This window comes from Morganella psychrotolerans (genome assembly GCF_965118875.1).
GTDB classification, from domain to species: Bacteria; Pseudomonadota; Gammaproteobacteria; order Enterobacterales; family Enterobacteriaceae; genus Morganella; species Morganella psychrotolerans_C.
This window is the reverse complement of record NZ_CBCPJD010000004.1, coordinates 212,181-235,483: the sequence shown is the minus strand read 5'-3', so window position 1 is coordinate 235,483 and position 23,303 is coordinate 212,181. Positions and strand designations below refer to the sequence as shown.

17 protein-coding genes and 1 pseudogene are annotated in these 23,303 nt (G+C 45.1%); 10 read left to right on the top strand and 8 right to left on the bottom strand.

Annotated elements, in window-relative coordinates; all coding sequences use genetic code 11:
- The first annotated feature begins 25 nt into the window (after positions 1 to 25).
- Positions 26 to 481, top strand: coding sequence for an MFS transporter (locus tag ACMHKJ_RS06405; RefSeq protein ID WP_413492656.1), 456 nt, complete (start codon positions 26 to 28; stop codon positions 479 to 481).
- 94 nt (positions 482 to 575) lie between these two features.
- Positions 576 to 1,016 carry a helix-turn-helix domain-containing protein gene (locus ACMHKJ_RS06400; protein ID WP_413492655.1) on the top strand — a complete coding sequence of 147 codons (441 nt, stop codon included), beginning with the start codon at positions 576 to 578 and terminating at the stop codon, positions 1,014 to 1,016.
- Here the strand turns inward: ACMHKJ_RS06400 and ACMHKJ_RS06395 are convergent.
- The 7 genes from ACMHKJ_RS06395 to ACMHKJ_RS06365 form a co-directional block, all read right to left on the bottom strand.
- Entirely contained in the window at positions 1,013 to 1,198 is a 186-nt protein-coding gene (locus ACMHKJ_RS06395) for a HipA domain-containing protein (RefSeq protein ID WP_413492654.1), read from the bottom strand. The two genes, ACMHKJ_RS06400 and ACMHKJ_RS06395, sit on opposite strands and share 4 nt — an antisense overlap.
- Positions 1,199 to 1,364: 166 nt before the next feature.
- Complete coding sequence (locus ACMHKJ_RS06390; RefSeq protein WP_413492761.1) at positions 1,365 to 1,517, bottom strand: HipA domain-containing protein; 153 nt, start codon at positions 1,515 to 1,517, stop codon at positions 1,365 to 1,367.
- A gap of 90 nt (positions 1,518 to 1,607) precedes the next feature.
- Entirely contained in the window at positions 1,608 to 3,587 is a 1,980-nt protein-coding gene (gene fhuB / locus ACMHKJ_RS06385) for a Fe(3+)-hydroxamate ABC transporter permease FhuB (RefSeq protein WP_413492653.1), read from the bottom strand.
- Positions 3,584 to 4,507: an iron-siderophore ABC transporter substrate-binding protein gene (locus ACMHKJ_RS06380; protein ID WP_413492652.1), complete on the bottom strand. Its 924-nt coding sequence runs from the start codon at positions 4,505 to 4,507 to the stop codon at positions 3,584 to 3,586. The genes fhuB and ACMHKJ_RS06380 overlap by 4 nt, the downstream gene beginning before the upstream one ends.
- A complete protein-coding gene (locus ACMHKJ_RS06375; RefSeq protein WP_413492651.1) occupies positions 4,498 to 5,271 on the bottom strand; it encodes an ABC transporter ATP-binding protein in 774 nt (257 codons plus the stop codon). Before ACMHKJ_RS06375 ends, ACMHKJ_RS06380 begins: the two co-directional genes overlap by 10 nt.
- A gap of 2 nt (positions 5,272 to 5,273) precedes the next feature.
- A complete protein-coding gene (locus ACMHKJ_RS06370) occupies positions 5,274 to 7,397 on the bottom strand; it encodes a TonB-dependent siderophore receptor (RefSeq protein ID WP_413492650.1) in 2,124 nt (707 codons plus the stop codon).
- A gap of 867 nt (positions 7,398 to 8,264) precedes the next feature.
- Positions 8,265 to 8,462: a hypothetical protein gene (locus tag ACMHKJ_RS06365; RefSeq protein WP_413492649.1), complete on the bottom strand. Its 198-nt coding sequence runs from the start codon at positions 8,460 to 8,462 to the stop codon at positions 8,265 to 8,267.
- A gap of 307 nt (positions 8,463 to 8,769) precedes the next feature.
- Here ACMHKJ_RS06365 and hdeA point away from each other — a divergent pair, with 307 nt between their 5' ends.
- Entirely contained in the window at positions 8,770 to 9,102 is a 333-nt protein-coding gene (gene hdeA, locus ACMHKJ_RS06360; protein ID WP_413492648.1) for an acid-activated periplasmic chaperone HdeA, read from the top strand.
- A 292-nt stretch (positions 9,103 to 9,394) separates the two neighbouring features.
- Here the strand turns inward: hdeA and ACMHKJ_RS06355 are convergent, their stop codons facing one another.
- Positions 9,395 to 10,672, bottom strand: coding sequence for a dicarboxylate/amino acid:cation symporter (locus ACMHKJ_RS06355; protein WP_413492647.1), 1,278 nt, complete (start codon positions 10,670 to 10,672; stop codon positions 9,395 to 9,397).
- Between the two features lie 318 nt (positions 10,673 to 10,990).
- Here ACMHKJ_RS06355 and ACMHKJ_RS06350 point away from each other — a divergent pair.
- The 7 genes and pseudogenes from ACMHKJ_RS06350 to ACMHKJ_RS06320 all read left to right on the top strand — a co-directional run.
- Positions 10,991 to 11,401, top strand: a pseudogene (locus tag ACMHKJ_RS06350) (integrase core domain-containing protein); the annotation flags it as partial.
- A gap of 146 nt (positions 11,402 to 11,547) precedes the next feature.
- Positions 11,548 to 11,733, top strand: a complete 186-nt coding sequence (locus tag ACMHKJ_RS06345) for a helix-turn-helix domain-containing protein (RefSeq protein ID WP_461435644.1) — start codon at positions 11,548 to 11,550, stop codon at positions 11,731 to 11,733.
- Positions 11,733 to 13,232, top strand: a complete 1,500-nt coding sequence (locus tag ACMHKJ_RS06340; protein ID WP_413492646.1) for a type I restriction-modification system subunit M — start codon at positions 11,733 to 11,735, stop codon at positions 13,230 to 13,232. The genes ACMHKJ_RS06345 and ACMHKJ_RS06340 overlap by 1 nt, the downstream gene beginning before the upstream one ends.
- A gap of 5 nt (positions 13,233 to 13,237) precedes the next feature.
- Positions 13,238 to 14,722, top strand: a complete 1,485-nt coding sequence (locus ACMHKJ_RS06335) for a type I restriction-modification system subunit M (protein ID WP_413492760.1) — start codon at positions 13,238 to 13,240, stop codon at positions 14,720 to 14,722.
- The gene (locus tag ACMHKJ_RS06330) at positions 14,715 to 15,866 is read left to right on the top strand and encodes a restriction endonuclease subunit S domain-containing protein (protein ID WP_413492645.1); all 1,152 of its coding nucleotides are present in this window, start codon (positions 14,715 to 14,717) and stop codon (positions 15,864 to 15,866) included. The genes ACMHKJ_RS06335 and ACMHKJ_RS06330 overlap by 8 nt, the downstream gene beginning before the upstream one ends.
- On the top strand, positions 15,867 to 18,929 hold the full coding sequence (locus tag ACMHKJ_RS06325; protein WP_413492644.1) for a type I restriction endonuclease subunit R: 3,063 nt from the start codon (positions 15,867 to 15,869) through the stop codon (positions 18,927 to 18,929).
- Between the two features lie 634 nt (positions 18,930 to 19,563).
- Positions 19,564 to 23,082 carry an AAA domain-containing protein gene (locus ACMHKJ_RS06320; RefSeq protein WP_413492643.1) on the top strand — a complete coding sequence of 1,173 codons (3,519 nt, stop codon included), beginning with the start codon at positions 19,564 to 19,566 and terminating at the stop codon, positions 23,080 to 23,082.
- The last annotated feature ends 221 nt before the right edge of the window (positions 23,083 to 23,303 follow it).

Genomic DNA, 23,303 nt, shown 5'->3' with positions numbered 1-23,303 from the left:
TCGCTTTGGCGGGGAACAACACCTGATGGTTTTTGGTGTTTATCCTGAAACTTCACTAGCTATGGCTGTATTAGGGCTCTCCCTGAGTATTGGCCTTACAGCTTCTTCGATAGCAATTATGAGTGCTGTTGACGGGAGTAAAGGCGCTGCGGCAGGTTCATTAGAAGCAACTGCCTATGAATTGGGATCGGGATTAGGGATCACTCTTTTCGGGGTATTTATGTCGGCTATTTATACAGGCAACTTCCGGGCACCACCGAATTTACCCGCAGATATCGCGGCTCAGGCAGCACAATCAATCGGAGATAGCTATTTGGTGGCTCATCAACTAATGGCTGAACAAAGTAACGCCGTTATTTTGGCTGCTAAGGCTGCTTTTTCAATGACTCATTCTATTTTGCTCATGACCGCTGCGGTACTGATCGGAGGGCTTTGTGTATTAGTATTTTTCCTACTTGGAAATGGGTGTAAAAAAAATTAATTTTATCCCGTTCAGCAAGACTGTTGCTGTAAACAAATAGCTTTAGATAGAGCGAATTGACAAGTACGCCCTCGTTCTTTTGAGGAAGCATAAGATGAGCCTGAATTATCACCAAAATATTATTAATGATTTACTTCAGTGGATTGAAAAAAATCGTGATGAAACCATCACTACGCGCATTATTGCGGAACGAGCCGGTTTTTCTCTGTGGCATACGCAGCGTTTCTTTAAGAAACATACAGGAATCACGCTTGGCCGATATACTAAAATTATACGATTAGGATATGGTGTTCTCGATTTGTTAGAGGCAGAGCGAACAGTGACCGATATTGCGCTACAGTATGGTTATGATTCATCACAATCTTTTATTCGTTCGATAAAAAATTACACGGGGTTGACCCCGGGGGAAATTAAAAGGTTACCAGAGCGTAAAAAAATGAAATTACATATGATAATTGAATTAGGTTTGCAGTTTTCCTGCCAATGTTCTGTGCAACAAAAAACAGCGCTGCAGTACTTTGCGCACTTTCGCTAATGAGTCACGTTTCTCAATTTTACGCAGCACGTTGCCATTTTGGCTTTTTTAAGCGGAATGCTCCTGCTGCTAAAAATAGGAAATGCAGACATCACATCATAAAGTGGCGTCATCCGGAACGATGTTTCAGGCTCGATAAACACGCTGAAATTCTTCCCGTGACCATCAATTGCAGCCAGCATCCAGAACAGAATCTGTGATTTAAAAATAACTCACGATCTTGTGTGGCCAGGCGGGAGCCTAACAACAGATTCATTGCATCCGCTATTCCCGGGCCGCCATGTGACTCATATTTCAATGCCGGAGATACGCCCGGAGCCTGACAAAAATCTTCCTGAGGCAACCGCATCAGCCAGCCTTCTCTGACCACTTCCGATCAAAGCGCCTGACGATCAGTACCTTTTTCTGACCAAATACGGCTAATTGAGCATCAGCCACCGTAAATCTGAAGGCTTTGGCGATGCGCAAACACAGCCACTTGTTTTCACAGCTCTCCCGCAGATCGATATTATTCTGTTCTATCCGCCCAATCGGGAGCTTAAAAATATGACCGGGTAGTTGCTGAAGTTTTGCAGCAGTACCGGTTATATTTCATTGTTTTTTCTGAAAACGGCTGACCAGCATTAGCCCCAGGAAATAGCAGCCACCAAGGACAGATACCAATGTTCCGGCCGCTATCTGTGACGGCCAGATAAGCGTCTGTCCCAGCCAGTCCGCCCATATCATCAGAACCGCCCCTGTCAGTCCGGCAAAAATCAGCTGTGATTTAACTTTTTGAGCACCACACAAAGCCGCCATATGTGGTGCGATCAGGCCGGTAAAGGCCAGTGGTCCGACAGTCGCTGTCACCAGTGCACACAGCAATGCGACCAGCGTCAGCACCAGCAGGCCGGTACGGCCGGTATGTAATCCGCGGGCCTGAGCGAATGCTCTGCCGATGGATATCAGTGTCAGGCGGCGGCTGAGCGCCAGTATGACAAGTGTTAGTCCGGCAATTATTGATGCGAAAAGCAGGCTTTGCTCTCCGCTGACACGATAGGTGGAACCGGACAGCCACAGCAGTATCCGGTAATTACTCAGCGCCCCCTGCGCCAGAAAGAATTGCACAAAGGCCTCCAGTCCCGCAGTGAGCGCAATCCCGGTAAGAATTAATGTGGCTGGTGCAAACTGGTGCCGGCGTCCGAGTAAAAGCAGAAGTCCGAGTACCAAAGCACTGCCGGTCAGTGCTGCCCCCCAGAGGGAGGTCTGAATCATACTCCCCGTTAACACGCTTATCAGGATAAGTGCAACCGTCGCACCGGATGACACACCAAGAATGTCCGGGCTTGCCAGCGGATTATAAATTAACCGTTGCAACAATGTTCCGGCCAGTGCCAGAGCAATACCTGCCATGGCAGCAGACAGCAGTCTCGGCCATCTCAGAGACCAGCGGAAAGGCTCCGGAGACTCCCACAGAAATCCGGTCTCTGATTGCTGAAAAAAGACAGTGGTAATCAGCCCGGCAAGCAGCAGTAGTATAACGACACTCATCGCGTACGGCAGAAAACGGGGTGAAATAACCGGTTTCAGAATAATTGTCATCTGATCCTGTGCGGTGAAACGGCGGCGACTGAACACAATAAGTGCAGGCGCACCAATGGCAGCAGTCATCACACCGGTTGGGATCACCGTCTGTATCAGTTGCCCGAGTGTCAGTGCCAGAGTGTCAGCAAACAACAGCAGAAATGCCCCGGCAATCATAGAGGAAACCAGCTCCCGTAAAGCGGTGCGTGCGCCGGCAATCCGGACAAGGTTTGGTGCCAGTAAACCAATAAAGCCAATCATACCGGCTGTACTGATCACGACAGAAACCAGCCATGCTGAGAGTACCATAAACAGCAAAAATACCGGCAGAACAGATAATCCCCGGGCTTGCGCTCCCTGGTGTCCCAACCTTAATACAGTCAGTATCCGCGGGGCAAATAACAGGATAAACAGTACGGGCAGCAGACGCGGCATCACTTGTATGACATTCTGCCAGCCATCCTGAGTCAGGTCACCGGCTCCCCACATAAAAATATTTTGTGCAAACTGTGAATTCAGGGTAATCACTGCTGTTGCAACAGCACCAAGCAGGATATTGACCACCATACCGGAAACAATCAGTGGCAATCCGGTAATATTACGGCTTCCCGTAATCAGAATGACGAATGCAAATGCCAGCAGAGCGCCTCCGGTTGCAACGGGAACGGCATAATCAGCAGATAATTCGCTGAAACTGACAGATAAAATAACCAGCGCCAGCCAGGCACCGGATGACGTCCCGAGTGTCATCGGAGAAGTGAGGTTATTTTGTGTCAGTTGTTGCATCAGGCTGCCGGTCAGCCCCAGTGTTGCGCCGGCCAGCAATGCCATGCAAAGTCTTGGTAACTGTCCGTAAAGATAAAATACAGCCGGAAACGTTTGTGCCGTATCCGGTGTGAAAATCAGGCTGAGTTGCTGCTGCACAGATAAGCCCGGTTCAAGCTGTAAGTTAATTACTATCAGCAGAACAAACAGCAACGGAAAGAGTATAAGGTAACGAATTTTCATGAGGCGGGGGCAATCTCCAGCAAACTATCAGTAATCGCATCCGCCATCCGCTGCAATGAATACACGCCACCGTAATTCCAGACCGGGGCAACGCCATTGATTTTGCCCTGCTTCACAAATGGCATAGCCTGCCACAGGCGGGTATCTGCCAGCTTTTTTTCTTCAGGAAAAGGGCGGAGCCAGAGAACATAGCCGTCACCGACCTGCTGTAATGCATTGATCCGCCGCTGAGCGATCCCCCAGGGCTGTGCGTGCAAGGGGATTGCCGGTGTCAGGCCAAGGTTGTGCAGTACATAGTTAACAGCAGAGTTATCAGCCGGCAGAAAGACGGTGGTCAGCGTGGAGAAACGAATTACAGCGACCCGTGTACCCGGAGGATAGACAGCCTCCAATTTATTGCGCAGCTCCGTAAACCGCTGAGTTAACGCAGCCAGTTGTTTATCCGCCAGCCGTTCTTTGTCAAAAAGTATCCCCAGCGTTTTAAGATGACGGATAGCCACCGGAGCGGCATCATCTGCCGCTGAAAAATTGGTCAGATAAACCACGGGAGCTATCTGCTCTAACAGCGGAATCAGATCCGCCTGTGATGCACCTGCCAGGATGACATCCGGCTTCAGTCCGGCAATTTTTTCAAGATTCGGTTCAGCCCGGGTTCCGGTTTCAGCAACATTTTCTGTCAGTACCGGCAGTCCGACCCACTGCCGGTAGCCGCTGGTTTCTGTTGCCCCGACAGGCGTTATCCCTAATGACAGTGTTTGTTCAAGCAGATCCCAGTCCAGTACGACTACCCGCTGCGGTATGGTTTTAAACGTGTGTCCGCCGCGATCATCATTTATTGTGACAGCCGCGTGTCCTGCTCCCGCAATCATCAAAAATAATATGACGGATGTCCGGGCTAAACGTAGTAATATCAGTTGCATACGACCGCTACTTTTCGTTGTTCCGTATCCGGGTGCGGTATTAACCGGATAGCCGTTTCATATAACCCGGAAAGACGGGTTTCATCTTCCAGCAATGCAGCATCCCCTTCGAACGCTACTTTGCCTTTTTTCAGGGCGATAATATGGGTTGCATACTGCAATGCAAGATTAAGATCATGAAGGATAACGATGATACCGGTACGCTGTGTGCGGTTCAGATCCTGCAGCAGACTCATCAACTGGTACTGATGGTGAATATCCAGCGCGGATGTCGGTTCATCGAGGATCAGTACCGGTGATTGCTGTGCCAGTAACATGGCAACCCATGCACGCTGGCGTTCACCACCGGATAAATTATCGGCGGGCGTTTGTGCAAATTCCGTGACACCGGCACTCTCCATTGCTTGTGAGATGATAATGTTATCTTCCGGATGCCAGCGGCCAAATGTACCGCGCCAGGGAAAACGTCCCAGTTTGACCAGTTCACGAACGGTCAGCCCCGCAGAAACCGGCAGTTTTTGCGGCAAAAATGCCACTTGTTGTGCCAGTTCCCGCCTGGTGTAACCGGTGAGATTTTTACCATTCAGCAAAATCTCACCCTGATCCGGCCGGGTCTGACCGGCCAGCAAATCAACCAGGGTGGATTTTCCTGACCCGTTATGGCCCAGTACAACAGTCAGTTCCGTTGCCGGGATCGTCAGGGACGGGATGGTTAAAATTACCCGCCCGTCACGTACAATACGAATATCATTCAGTGTAAACATAACTACCAGCTGTATTTGGTCTGAACGACAACAGAACGGGATTGGCCGTAATAGCAGTAATAATCACATGCGGAAATATATTCTTTATTCAGCAGGTTATTAACATTAGCCTGAAGCTGCCACTGTTTGTTCAGCTTATAAATTACCGCAGCATCCCACAATGTAGCGGCGGATACGGTACGATCACTGCTTGCCGGGCTGTCTTTTGATTTACCGAGATAGCGGACACCTGAGCCGAGCGTCAGTTCTCCGTTACCGGCTACCGGCAGTGTGTAATTGACCCAGGCGGATGCCATATGTTCAGGGATAAGCGCAATCTGCTTACGCCCCTGACCACCGGTATTATCTGTTTTGGCATTTGTATAGGTATAGGATGCCTGAACATTAACATTATCTGTCAGCTGCACAAACCCTTCAGTTTCTGCTCCGGTTGACGTGACTTTTCCTGTCTGTGTGGCAACAAAGGTATCCGGATTGGTCACCAGTGCATTTTTTTGCTCAATACTGAACCAGGCAATATTCAGATAACCATCGAGGAATGAAGGCGTATATTTCACTCCGGCCTCAATTTGTTCACCTTTCAGTGGTTTATACAAATCACCGGTCGCAGGGTCGATGGTGCTCATCACTTCAAATGACTGTGAATAGTTGGTGTACGGTGATAGCCCGTTATCTGCCAGATACATCAGTCCGGCATTGACGCTGACCTCACCATCATTCCGGGATTTATCATTATGATCTTTCTGATTTTTATTCTCAGTTTTTACCTGATCATAGCGCACTCCGGCAACACCAATCCATTTGCCGTCCAGTTTGATTTGATACTGGGAATAGAGGCTTGCCTGCGTTTTATTAATTGTCCGGTTAATATTATCGGCAGGATCCAGTGGTGTGTATTGTCCGTAAACCGGATCCCACGGATTGATCGGATTGAATGAATAACTGTCCTGTTCATCACCTTTCGTCCGGTGATACTGAATTTCAGCCCCTGCCAGTAGTGTGTGTTCCAGACGTTCTGAATCCCATTGTCCCGTCAGGTTGTTATCGAATGTTACACTCTGGCTGTTACCGTCACGGAATACAACTCCGCGGGCGAGGGAGGTTGCAGATGTATCTGCGTTCGGGAATGCATATACACTGCGCAGTGTCAGTGAATTATAACCATAATTCAGGCGCTGGGAGAAACGCCAGGTCGTGTCAATATCGTGTTCCAGCAGATATCCGGCTGAAAATTGTGAACGCTTGTATTTATCATAATCCGGCTCACCAAGATTTGTTGACGGTTTAATTTTTCCGTAAGGCGAATCGATCAATGTACCGGCAGCAGGGAAAAACGGATTGGTTGGTGTGCCGTCATCATGCAGATACGTTGCCATGAGCGTAAGCATGGTATCGTCAGAAAGGGACATTGCAAGCGAAGGTGCCAGATAAATTCGTTTGTTATCAGTTTTGTCCAGCTCACCGTCAGCCTGTTTCATCAAACCGACTACCCGGTAACGGATATCGCCATCTTCGCTGGCATTACCTGCAACATCAAAACCAAACCCGCGCTGATCATTGTTTCCTGCTTCGAGGAAAAATTCACCTTTCGGGGTAAACAGCGGCTTTTTTGTCACTACGTTTACAGCACCACCCGGGGTCGATTCGCCAAACAGAACAGCAGAAGCACCTTTAACGACTTCAATTTGTTCAAAACCATAAGGTTCAAGCAGCCAGGTATAATACCCGTCGCGGAATAAACGGCTGTTATCCAGATAGGTCGCGGCATCAAAGCCACGTACTTTAAACCAGTCAGTATCATTATCCGCACCGTAAGGCTGGGTTGTTACCCCCGAGGTGTAGCGCAGAGCTTCATCCAGCTTTTGCGGTGCGCGGGTTTCCAGTTCTTTTTGCGTAATAACGGAAACTGATTTCGGTGTTTCCTGTAATGCGGTGTCAACTTTCAGAGCCTGGGCGCTGACAATAACAGTGTCAGAATTATTGCTGTTTGCTGTTTGTGAGTACGCGGGTACAGCACAAAGGGCAACGGAAATATGAAGTGTAATAACTGAAAGTCTGAAATATAAAATATTACCCATGATAACCCACAGAGACGAATGATAACGATAATGAGTATTATTAATCATAATCGTTCTATATGGAACTAATTATAAGAAGTACCCCCCGGGGAACACGGAAACTCATCAGACATCTGACCTTCTGTTAGGATAAGTTAATTTATACTTTTGATTTTAATGAATAATATGTATCACTAATGAATGCGTCATGGACAATTCCTCAGCCTTTAAATGCGGGCATCATCCACTGAGTTGTCAGGTATTCGTATATTGAACAGGGAAAATTGTCGGCAATAAGTGGCCGGGGACGTTGCTGAAAGGACATAATTGGCGGGTCGGAGCACATCAGGAGATACGGAGTCAGAGTAAATCAATGTACCCTGGTACGTATGTACAACAATCAATACACGAAAGTTTATGTTCAGCGACAAACAGAGAAAGACTGCTGGCGAAAGTGATGTACGTTACCTCAAATTCTATATCGCCAGAGAATTTTATCTGATTATTTTGACTGGGTTGGGGCGGATCCGATTATATGGGCCGATATAAGAGCGTTAATGTTATCTCTGATAAAATGTTAATAATAATTAGTTAATTAGACTAACAATCTCAATTTATTTTTTCAGGTAAAAAACGAAGCATCAGAATAGTAATAACAAGCGCAATAACAGTCAGTAATACCCGGTCCGCAGCCAGATAAACAGAACCAGCACCAGGTGCCAGATTAAATGTCAGGGCTATATCGCCGGAGATTTATCGCTGCGCGGTAACAAAATAATGGCCGGAAATATGCCAACACACCTAATGCAACAGGTACCCACAGGTATGAGCCACGCAGTTCTGCAATAGATTGAAGAATTGCACAAACTACCGAACAAATAAAAAATGATATACTGCCAAACGTAATACTGAACCCCAAAACGGCAAAGAGAGAAATTATACCAGCCCGCGGAGCAGGAAAAGCAGTGAGTATCGCAGGGGAAGAACGGGGAAAGAAACAACCAGCAAATAAGCACCGAAAGCCATAAGGCTACCCAATGTTGGTTGTCTTGCTATAATCCCGATAACCCATGGAGTGATAATCCGGATAGCCGGCAAAAAAGCGGCTAACGCTTTGGATAATGAGTTTATCATCAGCATGTCCCGGTTTAGAAAGTTGCCCTTGTCACTGAGCAATACTTATATCACACACCTGACAACTGCAGGAATATCTGCTGTATCTCAGCACAGGCAGGTCGGTAGTCAAATATCCGGTAGCAGGTTCCAATCGGCTATCAAAATAACCTGGTATATAATTATGGAGTGGCTATCTGTTTTTGGGAAAATAAGAATAACAACATATATTTTCCGGGATAAGTAGTTCCATGATGAATATTCATTAATAAATTGCTAATCTGATTAATGTGTTATTACTACTATACAATATACAAGCGAGAAGATAATGAAAAAACTAATCATTGTTGGTGTAATTGTCACGGCTATGGCCAGTGCCTATGCTGAGAGCTCCGACACGAAAAACGATGTTACGCAGAAACCGGTCTCACAATGGACATGTGGAGATTTCCTTTCTATTGATGAAAATTTCTATCCGACAGCTATTGGTATGGCCGGGATTATAACTAATAAAAATAAGGTTGAAGATTCCACGATCGATATACAGGGAATTATGACCACAATTCCGGTAATTATTGAATCATGTAAAAAAGATCCAAAATCCTCCTTTTTACAAAGAGTGGAAGAATTTGGTAAAAAATACTCACAAATATCAGGTTGATAACCCGCTAGATCCCATATGGCAGGGGGATTATCGGATAGCTGACCGGAATTTATATCGGATAAACTGGTTCAGTTTTGTACAGTGAACGGAGTGACACTGAATCATTTTCAACCGGAAAACTCTAATCAGAATTGTTACAGGTAAGAGGGGAGTGGACAAGTAGCCACTCCCGAATGTTTTCATACTCTTTTATTGCCGCGCTGTTGCAAATATACGCCTTGTTTCTGACCTGTGTTAGTCTGTTCCGGCGTGTAGTAATCGCAACAGTGCTGCAATAAAATAACGATGCTCAACTAATATTTTTTCCATTCAATGCATGATTCATTTTCTCAGTATCAAGTGCATTTTCCCAGCGGGCAATTACGATACTGGCGCATGCATTCCCCACTAGATTTGTTAATGCCCGGCACTCAGACATAAATCGATCGATACCCAAAATCAATGCCATCCCGGCAACCGGGACAGTTGGTACAACAGAGAGCGTTGCCGCAAGAGTAATAAAGCCTGCACCGGTTACTCCCGCAGCACCTTTGGAGCTAACCATTGCAACCAATAGCAGAGTTATTTGCTGGGTTAGCGTTAATTCAATATTAGTTGCCTGGGCAATAAACAATGCAGCCATCGTCATATAAATATTGGTTCCATCCAGGTTAAAGGAATAACCTGTAGGAATAACTAATCCCACTACAGATTTTTCACAACCCGCATTTTCCATTTTTCGCATAAGACTTGGTAACGCTGCTTCTGATGAAGATGTTCCCAGAACAAGCCATAGTTCATCTTTTATATATTTAATTAGTGCCAGGATAGAGAAACCGTTATATCGCGCAACTGCACCGAGAATCACAAGTACGAATAACAATGCCGTAATATAGAAAGTCATGACCAGTAACAGAAGATTACCGATAGAGGAAATTCCGTACTTTCCGATAGTGAATGCCATTGCACCAAATGCTCCGATTGGTGCCAGTTTCATCAGTATAGAAACCATTTTAAATACCGGCTCAGATATATTCTGAAAGAATGCAAGAGATGGTCCGGCGAGTTTACCTGATGCAGCAAGTGCAATACCAAATATCACAGAAACAAATAGAACCTGCAAAATATTGCCGTTTGTCAAAGGACTGATAACCGTTTCCGGAATAATATTCATCAGAAATCCGACAATGGATGATTCATGAGCCTGCTGTACGTAGCCTTCTACTTTACTGGCATCGAGTGACTCTACTGGTATATTCAGTCCGTCCCCCGGACGAATAATATTAGCAACGACCAGACCCAGCAGGAGTGCTACCGTGGAAAAAAAAAGAAAATAAGCCATCGATTTACCTGCTACTGTTCCGACAGCTTTCATATTACTCATTCCGGCAATACCCGTTACGACAGTTAAAAAGATAACCGGTGCGATAACCATCTTAACAATTTTGATAAAAGCATCACCCAAAGGCTTTAAAGACTCACCGGTATCCGGAAAGAAGTGGCCGAGTAAAATCCCCAGAATAATGGCAACAATAACCTGAACATACAGCACACTGTAAAATGGCTTTTTTTTAGACGTTAATTGCATGAGGTGAACCTATGTTGGTATTTATCATAAATAGGAAATATTTGCGTAACAAAAAAAACCATTTTAGGTTTAAATTATTGCATATGTAAAAAGATAATCAAAAAATGATATATATTGCAATTATATTGCAACAATAAGGGGCGGTATGATCGTTTTTATTTTAAGTGAAACGATTAAGCTAAAAAACAAAACTGAAATAATCAGTAGAACTACAGTAATCAATTATTTAATGAGTTGTTCCGGTTAAATACACGATATTATTGCAGACATGACAGTCCGCTTAAATTTTGACTTCCTCTTCTTCCTGAGGTGAGAGAGAGAGGTTGTCTGGCCATTGAAGTTGATACCTCATTACCGTCCGAACGGATTATCCGTGTTTTATCCCGTTTAAAAGAAGAACGTGGGTTACCGGAATATATCCGGGTGGACAACGGACCGGAATTTATATCGGATAAACTGGTTCAGTTTTGTACAGAAAATGGAGTGGCACTGAATTATATTCAACCGGGAAAACCACAGCAGAATGGGTTTATTGAGCGATTTAACGGTTCATTCCGTCGTGAATTTTTAAATGCGTATTTATTTGAATCACTGAGTCAGGTAAAAGAAATGGTCAGGTTCCGGATGCAGGATTATAACCGGAACCGGACATATAAAAGTCTGAATAATTTTCCGTCTGCGATTTACCGTATGCAACGGGAAAACGCTAATCAGGACTATTTCAGATAAGGTGAAGTGGACAATGTAATTTCATTTCAGCTTGAATTTTTTGTATTTAATTCGCATTGTGGGGTACGATTGGTGACGTTGAGCACAACGATAAAGACCACGATGATCCGCTACCATCTTAGCCCGGCTAATGGGCGAACAATAAGATGCGAATAGCCGATGTTGTCAGGGAAACTGGCCTGAGCCGCAATACCATCACTTTGCTTTACAAAGAGACAGCTCAGAAGGTTGACCCGGATACCTTAGAAAGGTTTTGCGTGCTTTTTGACTGTGAAATACACGATTTACTGCAAAAGGTTCCAACATCGCAGAGTCGTCCAGAGAAAAATTAATGACACTGATTAACCTGAAAGACCTCGAAGCCCATCTTTGGCATGCTGCCCATATCATCACCGGGCCTATTGATGCGTCAGATTACAAAACGTACATTTTTCCAATTCTGTTCTTCAAGCGTATTTGTGATGTTTATGACGAAGAATTTGCTGATGCGATGGAGAGTGTTGGAGATGCTGAGCTTGCCAAAGGCAAGATGTTCCACCGAATTCAGATACCTGAGAATTGTCACTGGCGTGATGTTTTTGCCGAGACTAAAGACATCGGTCAGGCCTTAAAAGACTCCTTCCGTGGAATAGAGCTGGCAAATTCTAAACTACATGGCATTTTTGGTGATGCCAGCTGGACTAATAAAGAACGCCTTTCTGATGAGTTACTGACTACACTACTTAATCACTTCAATAAGGTAAACCTTGGTGTCGCAAGTGTCCGTGATGATGTTATGGGCCGTGCATACGAGTATCTGATCAAACGCTTTGCAGACAAAGCTAACAAAAAAGCTGGTGAGTTCTACACCCCACGTACTATTGTTCGCTTGATGGTTAACATTCTCGATCCAAAAGCCGGTGAGAGCGTTTACGATCCAGCCTGTGGTACTGGCGGTATGTTACTCGAGACTATTCACCATGTAAAAGAAAACGGTGGTGATCCGCGCCTGCTAAAAATCAAAGGTCAGGAAAAAAACCTGACGACAGAAGCTATCGCGCGGATGAACCTATTCCTGCACGGTCAGGAAGATTTCGATATTGTTCGTGGAGATACGCTGCGTGAACCTAAGTTTTTAAAAAGTGATCGTTTAGAAACGTTCGATTGTGTTGTTGCCAACCCACCGTTTAGCTTAAAGGAATGGGGCTACGATCTGTGGTCGAACGATCCCTATGGCCGCAAGCAATATGGTCTTGCACCTAAAACAAATGGTGATTTTGCCTGGGTGCAGCATATGTTCGCTTCACTTAACGACAATGGGCGTATGGCAGTCGTATTACCTCATGGTGTGCTGTTTCGTGGCGGTGCTGAGGGGGCAATTCGAACCAAATTGCTGCAAGAAAATCGTATTGTGGCAATTATTGGTGTCGCTTCCAACCTGTTCTATGGCACTGGTATTCCTGCATGTATTTTGGTGCTGTGCAAATCACGCCCGGCAACGCATAAAGACCATGTATTGATCATCAATGCTGAAGAAATCTATACCAAGGGCCGTGCGCAGAATACGCTGTCCAACAAGCAGGCCGATGACATATACCAAATCTATCATGACCGGGCACTACAGGGGCCAGACGCAAAAGAAATCGAAGGTGTTGCGCGCTGGGTACCTTTAAAGGAGATTGAAGAAAATGACTTCAATCTTAATATTGCTCGTTATGTGCAAAAGCCACTTGAAGAAGAAACCATCACTGTGGAAGAGGCGCTCAAAGATTTTCAACTGAAGCTCGCTGAGCTGGAAAAAGCAGAAGAGGAGCTGGAAGCCCTGCTTATCAAAGAAGGGTTTGAGATATGAGTACCATGAGTAATAAAAAACTGGAAGAGCTGCTCTGGGGAGCAGCCGAGTTTCTTCGTGGCCAAATTGACGCATCAGACTACAAGCAGTATGTCTTCCCCTTGCTGTTTTATAAACGCCTGTCAGATGTCTATCTGGAAGAATATGACGAAGCGATGGAGCTCCATAAAGGTGATGCTGAATACGCTGCCATGCCGATGTTTCATCGTTTTAGCATTCCCTCAGAAGCCAGTTGGGAAAAGGTTCGCAATACCACTAAGAACATTGGTGAAGCGATCCAGAATGCGCTTCGACTGATTGAGGCCAATAACCCACGTTTACATGGCGTCTTTGGTGATGCGCAGTGGACCAATAAAGAGCGCCTGCCCGATCATCTGTTGACGGACCTGATTGAACATTTCAGTAAAATTCCGCTCGGTATTAAATCTGTCGCTCAGGATGATCTTGGTGAAGCCTACGAATACCTGATTAAAAAGTTTGCTGATGATTCCGGTCATACTGCGGCAGAATTTTATACCAACCGGACAGTCGTGCATTTAATGACGCGCATTATGGGCTTAAAACCGGGTGAAATTGCCTACGACCCTACTTGCGGTACTGGCGGGATGTTGCTAAATGCAGTGATGGATCTCCGTGCCAGAGGAGAAGAGTGGCGCTCTGTGCATCTTTATGGACAGGAAGTGAATCTGCTGACTTCCGCTATTGCTCGTATGAATATGTTCCTGCACGATATTGAAGAGTTTGATGTGCTGCGCGGTGATACTTTGGCTGAACCAAAGTTTATTGAGAACGATCGGCTCAAGCAGTTTGATGTGATTTTTGCCAACCCGCCGTATTCCATCAAAAAATGGAATCGTGACAAGTTTTCCGCCGATCCCTATGGACGTAATCTCTATGGCGTGCCGCCGCAAGGCTGTGCCGACTATGCGTTTTATACCCATATTATCAAAAGCCTGAAGACAGATACCGGTCGTGCTGCCATGCTATGGCCGCACGGTGTTCTGTTCCGGGATTCTGAGCAATCCATACGTAAACAGGTGATTGAATCGGACATCATTGAAGCGGTAATTGGGTTGGGGCCGAACCTATTTTACAACTCGCCGATGGAATCTTGCGTGGTGGTGCTTAATTGCAATAAACCAGCCGAGCGCAAAAATAAGGTGTTGTTTATCAACGGGGTTGAGCATGTCACCCGTGAACGTGCCCATAGCCGTTTATCTGATAACGATTTGTCGGTGTTATGTGAAGCTTATTTTAAGCCGGAGATGCAAAGTGACATTACTGCTTTAGTAGATATTGAGGCTATCAAAGATAATCTCTACAACTTGTCGATCCCACTGTATGTCCAAGCACAAAGTAATGTCGAAACGCATGACATTCAGCATGCTATCGAGGCATGGAAAGTCAGCCGTGTGCAATTAAAAAAACAGACTAATAAATTATTCGATAGCCTCACGCAGTTAGGTTATGAGGTGGAAAAAAATGGCTGATAAGATATCTGTTAAATTTGGTGATATTTGCCGCGAGGTAAAAATTAGTACTAAAGATCCCATTGCTGATGGCTATGAGCGATATATTGGTTTAGAGCATTTAGATTCTGGATCGTTAAAGATAAAGCGTTGGGGACTTATCAAAGAAGACAACCCTAGTTTTACCCGGGTTTTCAAAAAAGGTCATATTCTATTTGGGAAGCGACGAGCCTATCTAAAGAAAGCTGCAATTGCTGAGTTTGATGGTGTTTGTTCGGGTGATATTATAGTTATGAAGTCAACTCATAATTTTATTTCAGAAGAATTGCTTCCATATATAGTTCAAAGTGAATTAATGTGGAGTTGGGCAATAAAAACATCATCAGGGTCACTTTCTCCTAGAACGAAGTTCAAATTATTGGCCGATTTAGATGTACCTTTATTACTTGATGTTGAACAGAAGCGAAAAGTAGATATTTTCAGTTTCTTTGATAAGGTTGATAGAATTAACGAAGGTGTTTCTAGTTCTTTTGAGCAACTATGGGCGGTTGTTTACAGGGAGTTCTATTTTTCTTCGGATTCTTCACCAAATGGAAAACTGAAGGATGTTATTCTGAAGCTTTCTCCAGGAAAAAGTGTTAAATCTTTTTCCTGTGCAGCAGATAAAGATCAAATAGGTGTCCTAAAAGTTAGTGCTGTATCTTCAGGCAGTTATAAGTCTGAGGAAAACAAATTAGTTACAGTAAATGAGGAAGTTGAGAAATTAAATATTTGTCCTGAGGTGAATGATTTACTTGTTACTCGAGCAAATACGTTACAGCTTGTTGGGGATAGTTGCCTGGTTAAAAAGAAAGCTCATAACATGTTTACGCCAGATAAAATATGGAGAGCTGAGGTTGCTGAAGGTGTAAACAAATACTGGTTATTGCATTTACTCCAGTACCTTAGAATAAGTGGGCGATTGAGTAAAGTTGCTACTGGCACTAGCGGGTCTATGAAGAATATTTCTCAAGATAAAATGTTAGATATAGATATTTATATCCCAACCAAATCAAAGCAAGATAAAATTGGCAATTTAATCAATTGTTTAATGAATGCCCAAGATGTAATGAAAAACAATCAGAGCAAAAGAGATAACATTAGAAATAATATTATAGGTGCATAAATGTTTAACGAACAGACCGTCACAGAAAATGGAATTATCGACCGTTTAAAAGGTTTAAGCGGGGTCAGGTGGACTTACTGCCACGGCGAAAACCTGCCTAAACAAGCGCAGGATATCTTCGTTGATGAGTGGCTAAAAGACGCGCTTTGTTCGTTAAACCCTGATATCGGCAGACAGCCAGATTACGCTGATGAGGTCATCTACAAACTGCGGGGTGTGGTTTTAGAAGCCCGCCATACCGGTTTGGTAAAGGCCAATGAAAACTTTCAGGAATGGTTGATGGCCGAAAAAACCTTGCCGTTTGGTGAGAATGGCGACCATATCACCATCAACCTAATTGATTTTGAACACATAGAAAACAACCACTTTGTGGTAGCTCAGCAGGTGCATTATATCGCGTCCACTGAAGTCTATTTTGATATTGTCCTTTATGTGAACGGTATACCGTTAGTCGTGGGGGAAGTTAAAACCGCAACACGTCCCAGTGTGACCTGGCAAGATGGCGCCGCTGATTTTATGGGTGGTAAAAAGCACTACTGGAAAAATGTTGAATCTTTCTTTGTTCCTAATTTGCTGTGCTTTGCCAGCGAAGGAAAAACTTTTGCCTATGGTGCCATTAACGCCCGGGTAAAAGATTGGGGGCCCTGGCATAATACTGAGCTTCGAGATGAGATTCTGCCGGGATTGGCATCGGTACTCAATAGCTGCGGGGGTCTGTTAAATCCGCAGACTTTGTTGCAGCTACTGGAATCTTTTGCATTATTTTCAACCGTCAGAACAGGCAAAAATATCCCGCCTAAGCGCATTAAAATCCTGCCGCGTTATCCGCAATTTGAAGCAGCAAAACAAATCGTTGAACGTGTTCGCAGAGGCTATCCAAAAAAGGGTCTGATTTGGCATTTCCAGGGGTCGGGTAAATCCTTGCTGATGCTTTATGCCGCCAAAATGCTGCGTGCCGACAATGCGTTAAAAAACCCGACGGTACTCATCGTAGTGGACCGGCGAGATCTGGACAGTCAAATTAACGAAACCTTTGGCGGAGCTGACGTTAAGAATCTGATTAAAGTGCAAAGCTGCAAAAAACTGGGCGAATACATTGAGCAAGACAGTCGTGGTATTTTAATCACCACCATCTTTAAATTTAAAGATATCGACATTGATGATAGCAATCCCAATGGTCTGAACAACCGTGACAACATCATTGTGCTGGTTGACGAAGCCCATCGGACTCAGGAAGGGGGCTTAGGTGAGAAAATGCGCTGGGCGCTGCCCAATGCCCACTTCTATGGACTGACTGGTACACCAATTTCCGGCATTGATCGTAATACATTTAAGTTGTTCGGTGCCGAAGAAGATCCTGGTCGCTATATGAGTCGCTACAGCTATAAGCAGTCGATCCGTGATGGTGCGACCAACCCGGTGAAGTTTGAACCCCGTCTGGCTGAGTTACGGGTTGATCGTGATGCCATCAATGAAGAGTTCGAGCAACTCGTTAACGAAAATAATCTGGATGAAGAAGAAAAAGCGGCATTGTCCAGACGTGCCGGGAAGTTGGCTATCATGCTGAAATCCCCGAGACGAATGGCTGCGGTGAGTAATGACATTGTTGAGCATTTTACCAGCCATGTCATGCCGAAAAGGATGAAAGGCATGGTTGTGGTATACGATCGCGAAGCCTGCGTGCAGATGTATTATTTGCTCGGTGAAAAGCTTGGTTTTGATGCGGTTGAAGTGGTTATGAACGTTGACCAGGCGCCGGTTAAAGTTGAAGAAGGTGGTAAAAAAGATAAGCTCAACAAGGACTGGCTAAAATGGCATGATGAGTTGGATCTGCCTGTTAAACAAGCCGATTTCGAACGCTGGCAGCATATTGATGCGGAAGAACAGGTACAGAAGGATCTGATTGAAAGTTTTAAAGATCCGGAGCATTCATTACAGCTGCTCATCGTTACCGCCAAACTACTTACGGGTTTTGATGCACCGATTTGCTATTGCATGTACCTTGATAAGCCTTTACGCGATCATACCCTTTTGCAGGCTATGTGCCGAACCAACCGGTTGTACGAAACCGATGATGCACGCAAGGATATGGGATTAATTATCGACTACCTGGGCGTTTTCGAAAACCTGCGTACCGCTCTGGCCTATAACCCTGAAGAAATTGAAGGGGTTGTAGAAGGAATTGAGGCATTTAAAGAGTTATTGCCATTACAACTGAATAAGTGTTTGTCCTTCTTCCCTGGTGTGGATCGTTCCTTAGAAGGTTTTGAAGGCATTATGGCCGCGCAGGAATGCCTGCCAACCAACGATAAACGTGATGAATTTGCTGCCAGTTTTGGTGTGTTATCCAAATTATGGTCAGCTATCAACCCCGATCCTTTTTTATCTCCGTATCGTCAGGATTATAAATGGTTGGCGCAAATTTATGAATCGGTGCGTCCGGTTGGTCAGACCGGAGCACTGGTTTGGGCTGCGCTTGGTCCTGAAACCATCAAGATGATCCATGAGCACACTGATATCAACCGTATCCGCGATGATATTGACGAGTTGATCATGGACGAGCACGCCATTTTTACCCTGACCACTAAAGAGCAGGAACAACGAGCCAAACGCCTTGAGATTGATCTTATGGGGCGTTTGCGCGGCAGTCATGACCCAAAATTTGTAGCATTGGGTGAGCGCCTGGAAAAATTACGTCAGGACTATGAAGCTGGTGTTATCAAGGCTATCGACTGGTTGAAAGGCTTGTTGGATGCGGCGAAAAAGACAGTACAAGCCGAGCGCGAAACGGGTGAACGCCCGGTAACTGAAGCAGATAATAAACAGGCTTTAACTACGCTTTTCCTGGAAACCCGCCCGGAAACTACCCCTAAGTTAATCGGTGATGTTGTCGAGCAAATCGATAAAATAGTTAAAGCGACCCGCTTTGATGGCTGGCAAAATTCCAACAGTGGTCCGCGTGAAATTCAAAAAGCGCTTTTTCTGACTCTGACTCAATTTGGATTAGGTAAAGATAAGGAGCTATTCGGAAAGGCATACGGGTACATTGAGGAATATTATTAACGATAACCTCGATAGTACAGATGTTGTGGCTTAACGTGCAATCAGGAGCAGGGTGATTATAGATACCCTGCTCTTGTAATTTATTGTTACTTATTGTCTGTTCAATGTTAGATATTGAATTACTAAAAACATTATATGGGTTTTGCTCTTTATCTTTTAAGAGTAAGTTATAATGCATGATGGTATCAGTCATATCTATAAACCATGAGTGTTCAGTTATTTTGCTTTTTTTACGTGAGTATTTTTCGCAATTGTTTAAATTATAAAAAAATATTTTATCAGTCGGACCGGAATTACTAATGAAAAGAATATAGTTTTACGGCGGTGTAGGGGAGCAACGCACCTGACGGTATAGATAAAATATATCCCACATTATAATGTAGAAAAAGCTTATCTTTTAGAGCAATACATTCTTTGCTCAAATCATATAAAAAACGTTCGGGTGATATTATGGCTGCTTTGCTATTAATACATCTTCAACACTATTACGGTATCTCCTATAAGACCACATAATAATCGTTTCTTCTGCACAAACAAATCATTGCGCTCTTGCCCGCATAGTGCACAATGTTTAGCCATGAATTATGTCAATATCAACGAAATCAATAATTTTATTTAAGTTATGGGATAGGGAATGGACAGCAATACTCAGGGATTCACTTCATACTGGCGTAATGCCTTAGCTGATGCCGAGTCTGGAAAAGGGGCATTTGAGCGTAAAGATGAAGATTCATTCACGCAGTGGATGGATGTCGCGGCTGGAAGGTTAAATGAGAAGATCGTTCATTCGTTCTTCGATGGTGAAGAGGTTCAGGTTAATGCCGTAGAGATTCTGTTACGACCACAGGTATGGATCCGCCTGTTAAAGCATGGCAAAGAGCGGACTGCTGGTGCTCCCGGTATAGTGACACCTTTGGTTACCTCTGCTCTCATGAACCGTGAAGGATTTTTATTTCCCACTGCGTCAACCACCATTCCCCGTGACCTGCTTGAGCCACTCCCCAAAGGCACCTTCTCAATTGGCGAGATGGCTCAATATGACAAATACAAAACCACGCATAATTCGATCACCTTTGGTAAGGATGACGAACAGCAATGCAGTGAGGAAAATGACGAGCAGCGAGCTGAACGTTATGCAAAGCATCAATTGCAGTGGCAACAGTATCTCACTGAGTCAAAGAATCTCCTGAAAAACGTGGCCGAAACATGGCTCTCTAACCACGAGCAATATGAACCGGCCGGATATGGTTATGTTATCAAAGCGAACCAACCCGGAGGGGCAAGTATCCATATCTTGCCCATGTACGATCATCTGCTGTCGTGCAAAAAAGAGGTTCCATTACTAACGCGTTTTGCCTCGAAAGGAACGTTTCCTGTTGAGCCGCTCCTTGCCGGCAATGCCATGTTCAGTGAGCGTTTGGGGCATTCCGGGGATAAGTTCCCGCTGGCTGTCGCGCAGCGTGATGCTCTGAGCCATTATCTCACTCAACAGCCGGGCGATATTCTTGCTGTAAACGGTCCTCCCGGAACCGGGAAAACCACTCTGGTTCTCTCCATCATTGCAACTGAGTGGGTGAGGGCTGCACTGAATAAAACTGAGCCACCGGTGGTGATTGCCGCATCAACCAATAATCAGGCTGTGACCAACATTATTGAGGCCTTCGGTAAAGATTTTTCTACCGGTACCGGAGCGATGGCCGGGCGCTGGCTGCCTGGACTGAATAGCTATGGCGCTTACTTCCCGTCTGCGGGCCGTAAGGCTGACGCAGCGAAAAAATATCAGACGGATGCTTTTTTTGAGCGTGTTGAATCTCTCGGATACGTTGAAGAGGCACAAATATTCTTTCTGGAAATGGCGAGGACGGCATTCCCAACGAAGGATTGCAGCTCTCCCGAACGGGTTGTGGAGCACCTGCATAAGTGTTTACTCGGGCAGTCGGTGCAGCTTAATCAAATAGAGCAAACATGGAACCACCTGAATCGTATTCGCCGCGAGCGTAGTGCTATCAGTGAAGATCCCGACCAATACATTCATAACAAAAATACGTTACTACTCGGCAGTACGAATGAAATCACATTTTTGGACCAAGGCAAAAAACAGTGGCGGCAATATCGGGCTGGTGAGTCGATATTGTTCGCACTCTTCTCATGGCTCCCCGCTGTTCGTACTAAGCGCCACTATCAGATTAGCCTCTTCCTGGATGAGACGCTTGGCACAAGAATGGCTGCATTTCAGGGTTCTTTACCTGAAGGAGTTGATGTATTTATTGATGGTCTGATTGCAGAAGCGCTTAAAGAGCAGGCTGAGTACCAGCAACAGATTGAACTTGCTCAGGGCGTTTTCCGACGTGAAAACGAAGCTGCCATATGTTGGCGTGAGATTACCAATTCGCTGGGGTATACAGGCGAAGCTGAGCTGAGTCTGAGCGAAGCTGACGGGCTTGCCGATACACAGCTTCGTTTTCCGGCATTCCTGTTGGCGACCCACTACTGGGAAGGTCGCTGGCTGATGGATATGGCGGCGATTGATAATCTTCAAAAAGAAAAAGGCCGTAACGGGGCAAAAGGCGTGAAAGCCCGCTGGCAGCGAAGAATGAAACTGACACCTTGCGTCGTGATGACCTGCTACATGCTGCCCCTCCACATGAAAATCAGTGAATTTGCAGGAAAGGGCAAGCCATTTGATAAAAGCTATTTTTATAACTTAGCCGACCTGCTGATCGTCGATGAAGCAGGGCAGGTGCTCCCCGAAGTGGCAGCTGCCTCCTTCGCTCTGGCGAAGAAAGCGTTAGTGATTGGTGACACGGAGCAGATTGCGCCTATCTGGAACAGCCAGCCAGGAATAGATATTGGCAATATGGTTGAGGAGAACATTCTTCCCGGAGGCACTCAGGAAGAACTTACTGAAGCGTATGCACTGGTGTGTGACTCAGGAAAGAGTGCTGCATCCGGCAGTGTCATGAAGGTCGCACAGTTTAACTCACGCTACCAGTACGATCCGGACCTGGCCCGGGGGATGTATCTGTACGAGCATCGTCGTTGCTTCGATAGCATCATTGGTTACTGTAATACCCTTTGCTATCACGGTAAATTGCAGCCCAAACGAGGGGAAGAAAAAGGAGCGATTTTCCCTGCAATGGGCTATTTGCATATAGATGGTAAAGGTATGCAGGCAAACGGCGGGAGCCGTTATAACGCCTTTGAAGCTGAGACGATAGCAGCGTGGCTTGCGGCTCACAAAAAAGACATTGAGCGTCATTACGATGAACCTTTGCATAAAGTGGTCGGAATAGTCACGCCATTTTCCGCGCAGGTCAATGCTCTAAAGTCATCATTACGTAAGCTGGATATCAATTGTCACGGCGATGAAAATTCACTGACAGTCGGCACAGTTCATTCCTTGCAGGGAGCGGAAAGGGCGATTGTGCTTTTCTCTCCGGTCTATTCGAAGCATGAAGATGGCGGGTTTATCGATAGTGACAGCAGCATGCTGAACGTTGCGGTTTCACGTGCTAAAGATAGCTTCCTGGTCTTTGGTGATATGGATCTGTTCGAGATCCAGCCAGGCTCCTCGCCGAGAGGATTGTTGGCAAAATACCTGTTTGCGTCCACCAGTAATGTGTTGGAGTTTGAGTACAAAGAACGCCGGGATCTTAGTACAACGCAAACGCAGATCTCTACCTTGCACAGTGTTGAGCAGCATGATGCGTTTCTGAACCAGACTTTTGACGCTATCGGTAAGAGTATTACCATCGTTTCCCCTTGGCTGACCTGGCAAAAGTTGGAACAAACCGGTTTTCTTGCATCGATGGTCCGGGCTCGCGCTCGTGGTATCGACATTACTGTGGTAACGGACAAAAGCTTTAATACCGGGGATGCCGATTATGAAAAGCGCAAAGCAAAACATCAGCGCCTTAATGATGCAGTGGAAAAATTAAATGAGATGGGTGTCGTGACGAAGCTGGTCAATCGTGTTCACAGTAAAATCGTGATAGGTGATGAAGGGCTTTTGTGTATAGGGTCGTTCAACTGGTTCAGTGCAGCCAGGGATGAGAAATATCAACGATACGATACATCTATGGTATACCGCGGTGAAACCTTAAAAGGTGAAATTAAAACGATACAATCCAGCCTGGAACAACGTCAGCTGTAATCACAGGGGCTCGTTTTTCAAATTAACTTCCGGGATCTCAGCCAGGCAATATCTATAAAGCGATGTTGTCTGGTGGTTACATACAGAGAGAACAGAGGATGTTTCTTCTATTTTAAATAAATAACTATTTGCAAAATAGATATTTATTTAAGAAACAGATATAACAGGTAATAAATAAAAAAGTCGCAGGAATACTCCTGCGACAGTCAATTTGATTACAG

Bases quoted from the DNA above. Each gene is read 5' to 3' on its own strand.
- fhuB (WP_413492653.1), bottom strand. From the start codon at position 3,587: ATGAAAATTCGTTACCTTATACTCTTTCCGTTGCTGTTTGTTCTGCTG.
- ACMHKJ_RS06375 (WP_413492651.1), bottom strand. From the start codon at position 5,271: ATGTTTACACTGAATGATATTCGTATTGTACGTGACGGGCGGGTAATT.
- ACMHKJ_RS06355 (WP_413492647.1), bottom strand. From the start codon at position 10,672: ATGCAATTAACGTCTAAAAAAAAGCCATTTTACAGTGTGCTGTATGTT.
- ACMHKJ_RS06335 (WP_413492760.1), top strand. From the start codon at position 13,238: ATGAGTAATAAAAAACTGGAAGAGCTGCTCTGGGGAGCAGCCGAGTTT.
- ACMHKJ_RS06380 (WP_413492652.1), bottom strand. From the start codon at position 4,507: ATGCAACTGATATTACTACGTTTAGCCCGGACATCCGTCATATTATTT.
- ACMHKJ_RS06405 (WP_413492656.1), top strand. From the start codon at position 26: ATGGTTTTTGGTGTTTATCCTGAAACTTCACTAGCTATGGCTGTATTA.
- ACMHKJ_RS06345 (WP_461435644.1), top strand. From the start codon at position 11,548: ATGCGAATAGCCGATGTTGTCAGGGAAACTGGCCTGAGCCGCAATACC.
- ACMHKJ_RS06400 (WP_413492655.1), top strand. From the start codon at position 576: ATGAGCCTGAATTATCACCAAAATATTATTAATGATTTACTTCAGTGG.
- ACMHKJ_RS06320 (WP_413492643.1), top strand. From the start codon at position 19,564: ATGGACAGCAATACTCAGGGATTCACTTCATACTGGCGTAATGCCTTA.
- hdeA (WP_413492648.1), top strand. From the start codon at position 8,770: ATGAAAAAACTAATCATTGTTGGTGTAATTGTCACGGCTATGGCCAGT.
- ACMHKJ_RS06325 (WP_413492644.1), top strand. From the start codon at position 15,867: ATGTTTAACGAACAGACCGTCACAGAAAATGGAATTATCGACCGTTTA.
- ACMHKJ_RS06365 (WP_413492649.1), bottom strand. From the start codon at position 8,462: ATGATAAACTCATTATCCAAAGCGTTAGCCGCTTTTTTGCCGGCTATC.
- ACMHKJ_RS06330 (WP_413492645.1), top strand. From the start codon at position 14,715: ATGGCTGATAAGATATCTGTTAAATTTGGTGATATTTGCCGCGAGGTA.
- ACMHKJ_RS06370 (WP_413492650.1), bottom strand. From the start codon at position 7,397: ATGATTAATAATACTCATTATCGTTATCATTCGTCTCTGTGGGTTATC.
- ACMHKJ_RS06340 (WP_413492646.1), top strand. From the start codon at position 11,733: ATGACACTGATTAACCTGAAAGACCTCGAAGCCCATCTTTGGCATGCT.
- ACMHKJ_RS06395 (WP_413492654.1), bottom strand. From the start codon at position 1,198: ATGCTGGCTGCAATTGATGGTCACGGGAAGAATTTCAGCGTGTTTATC.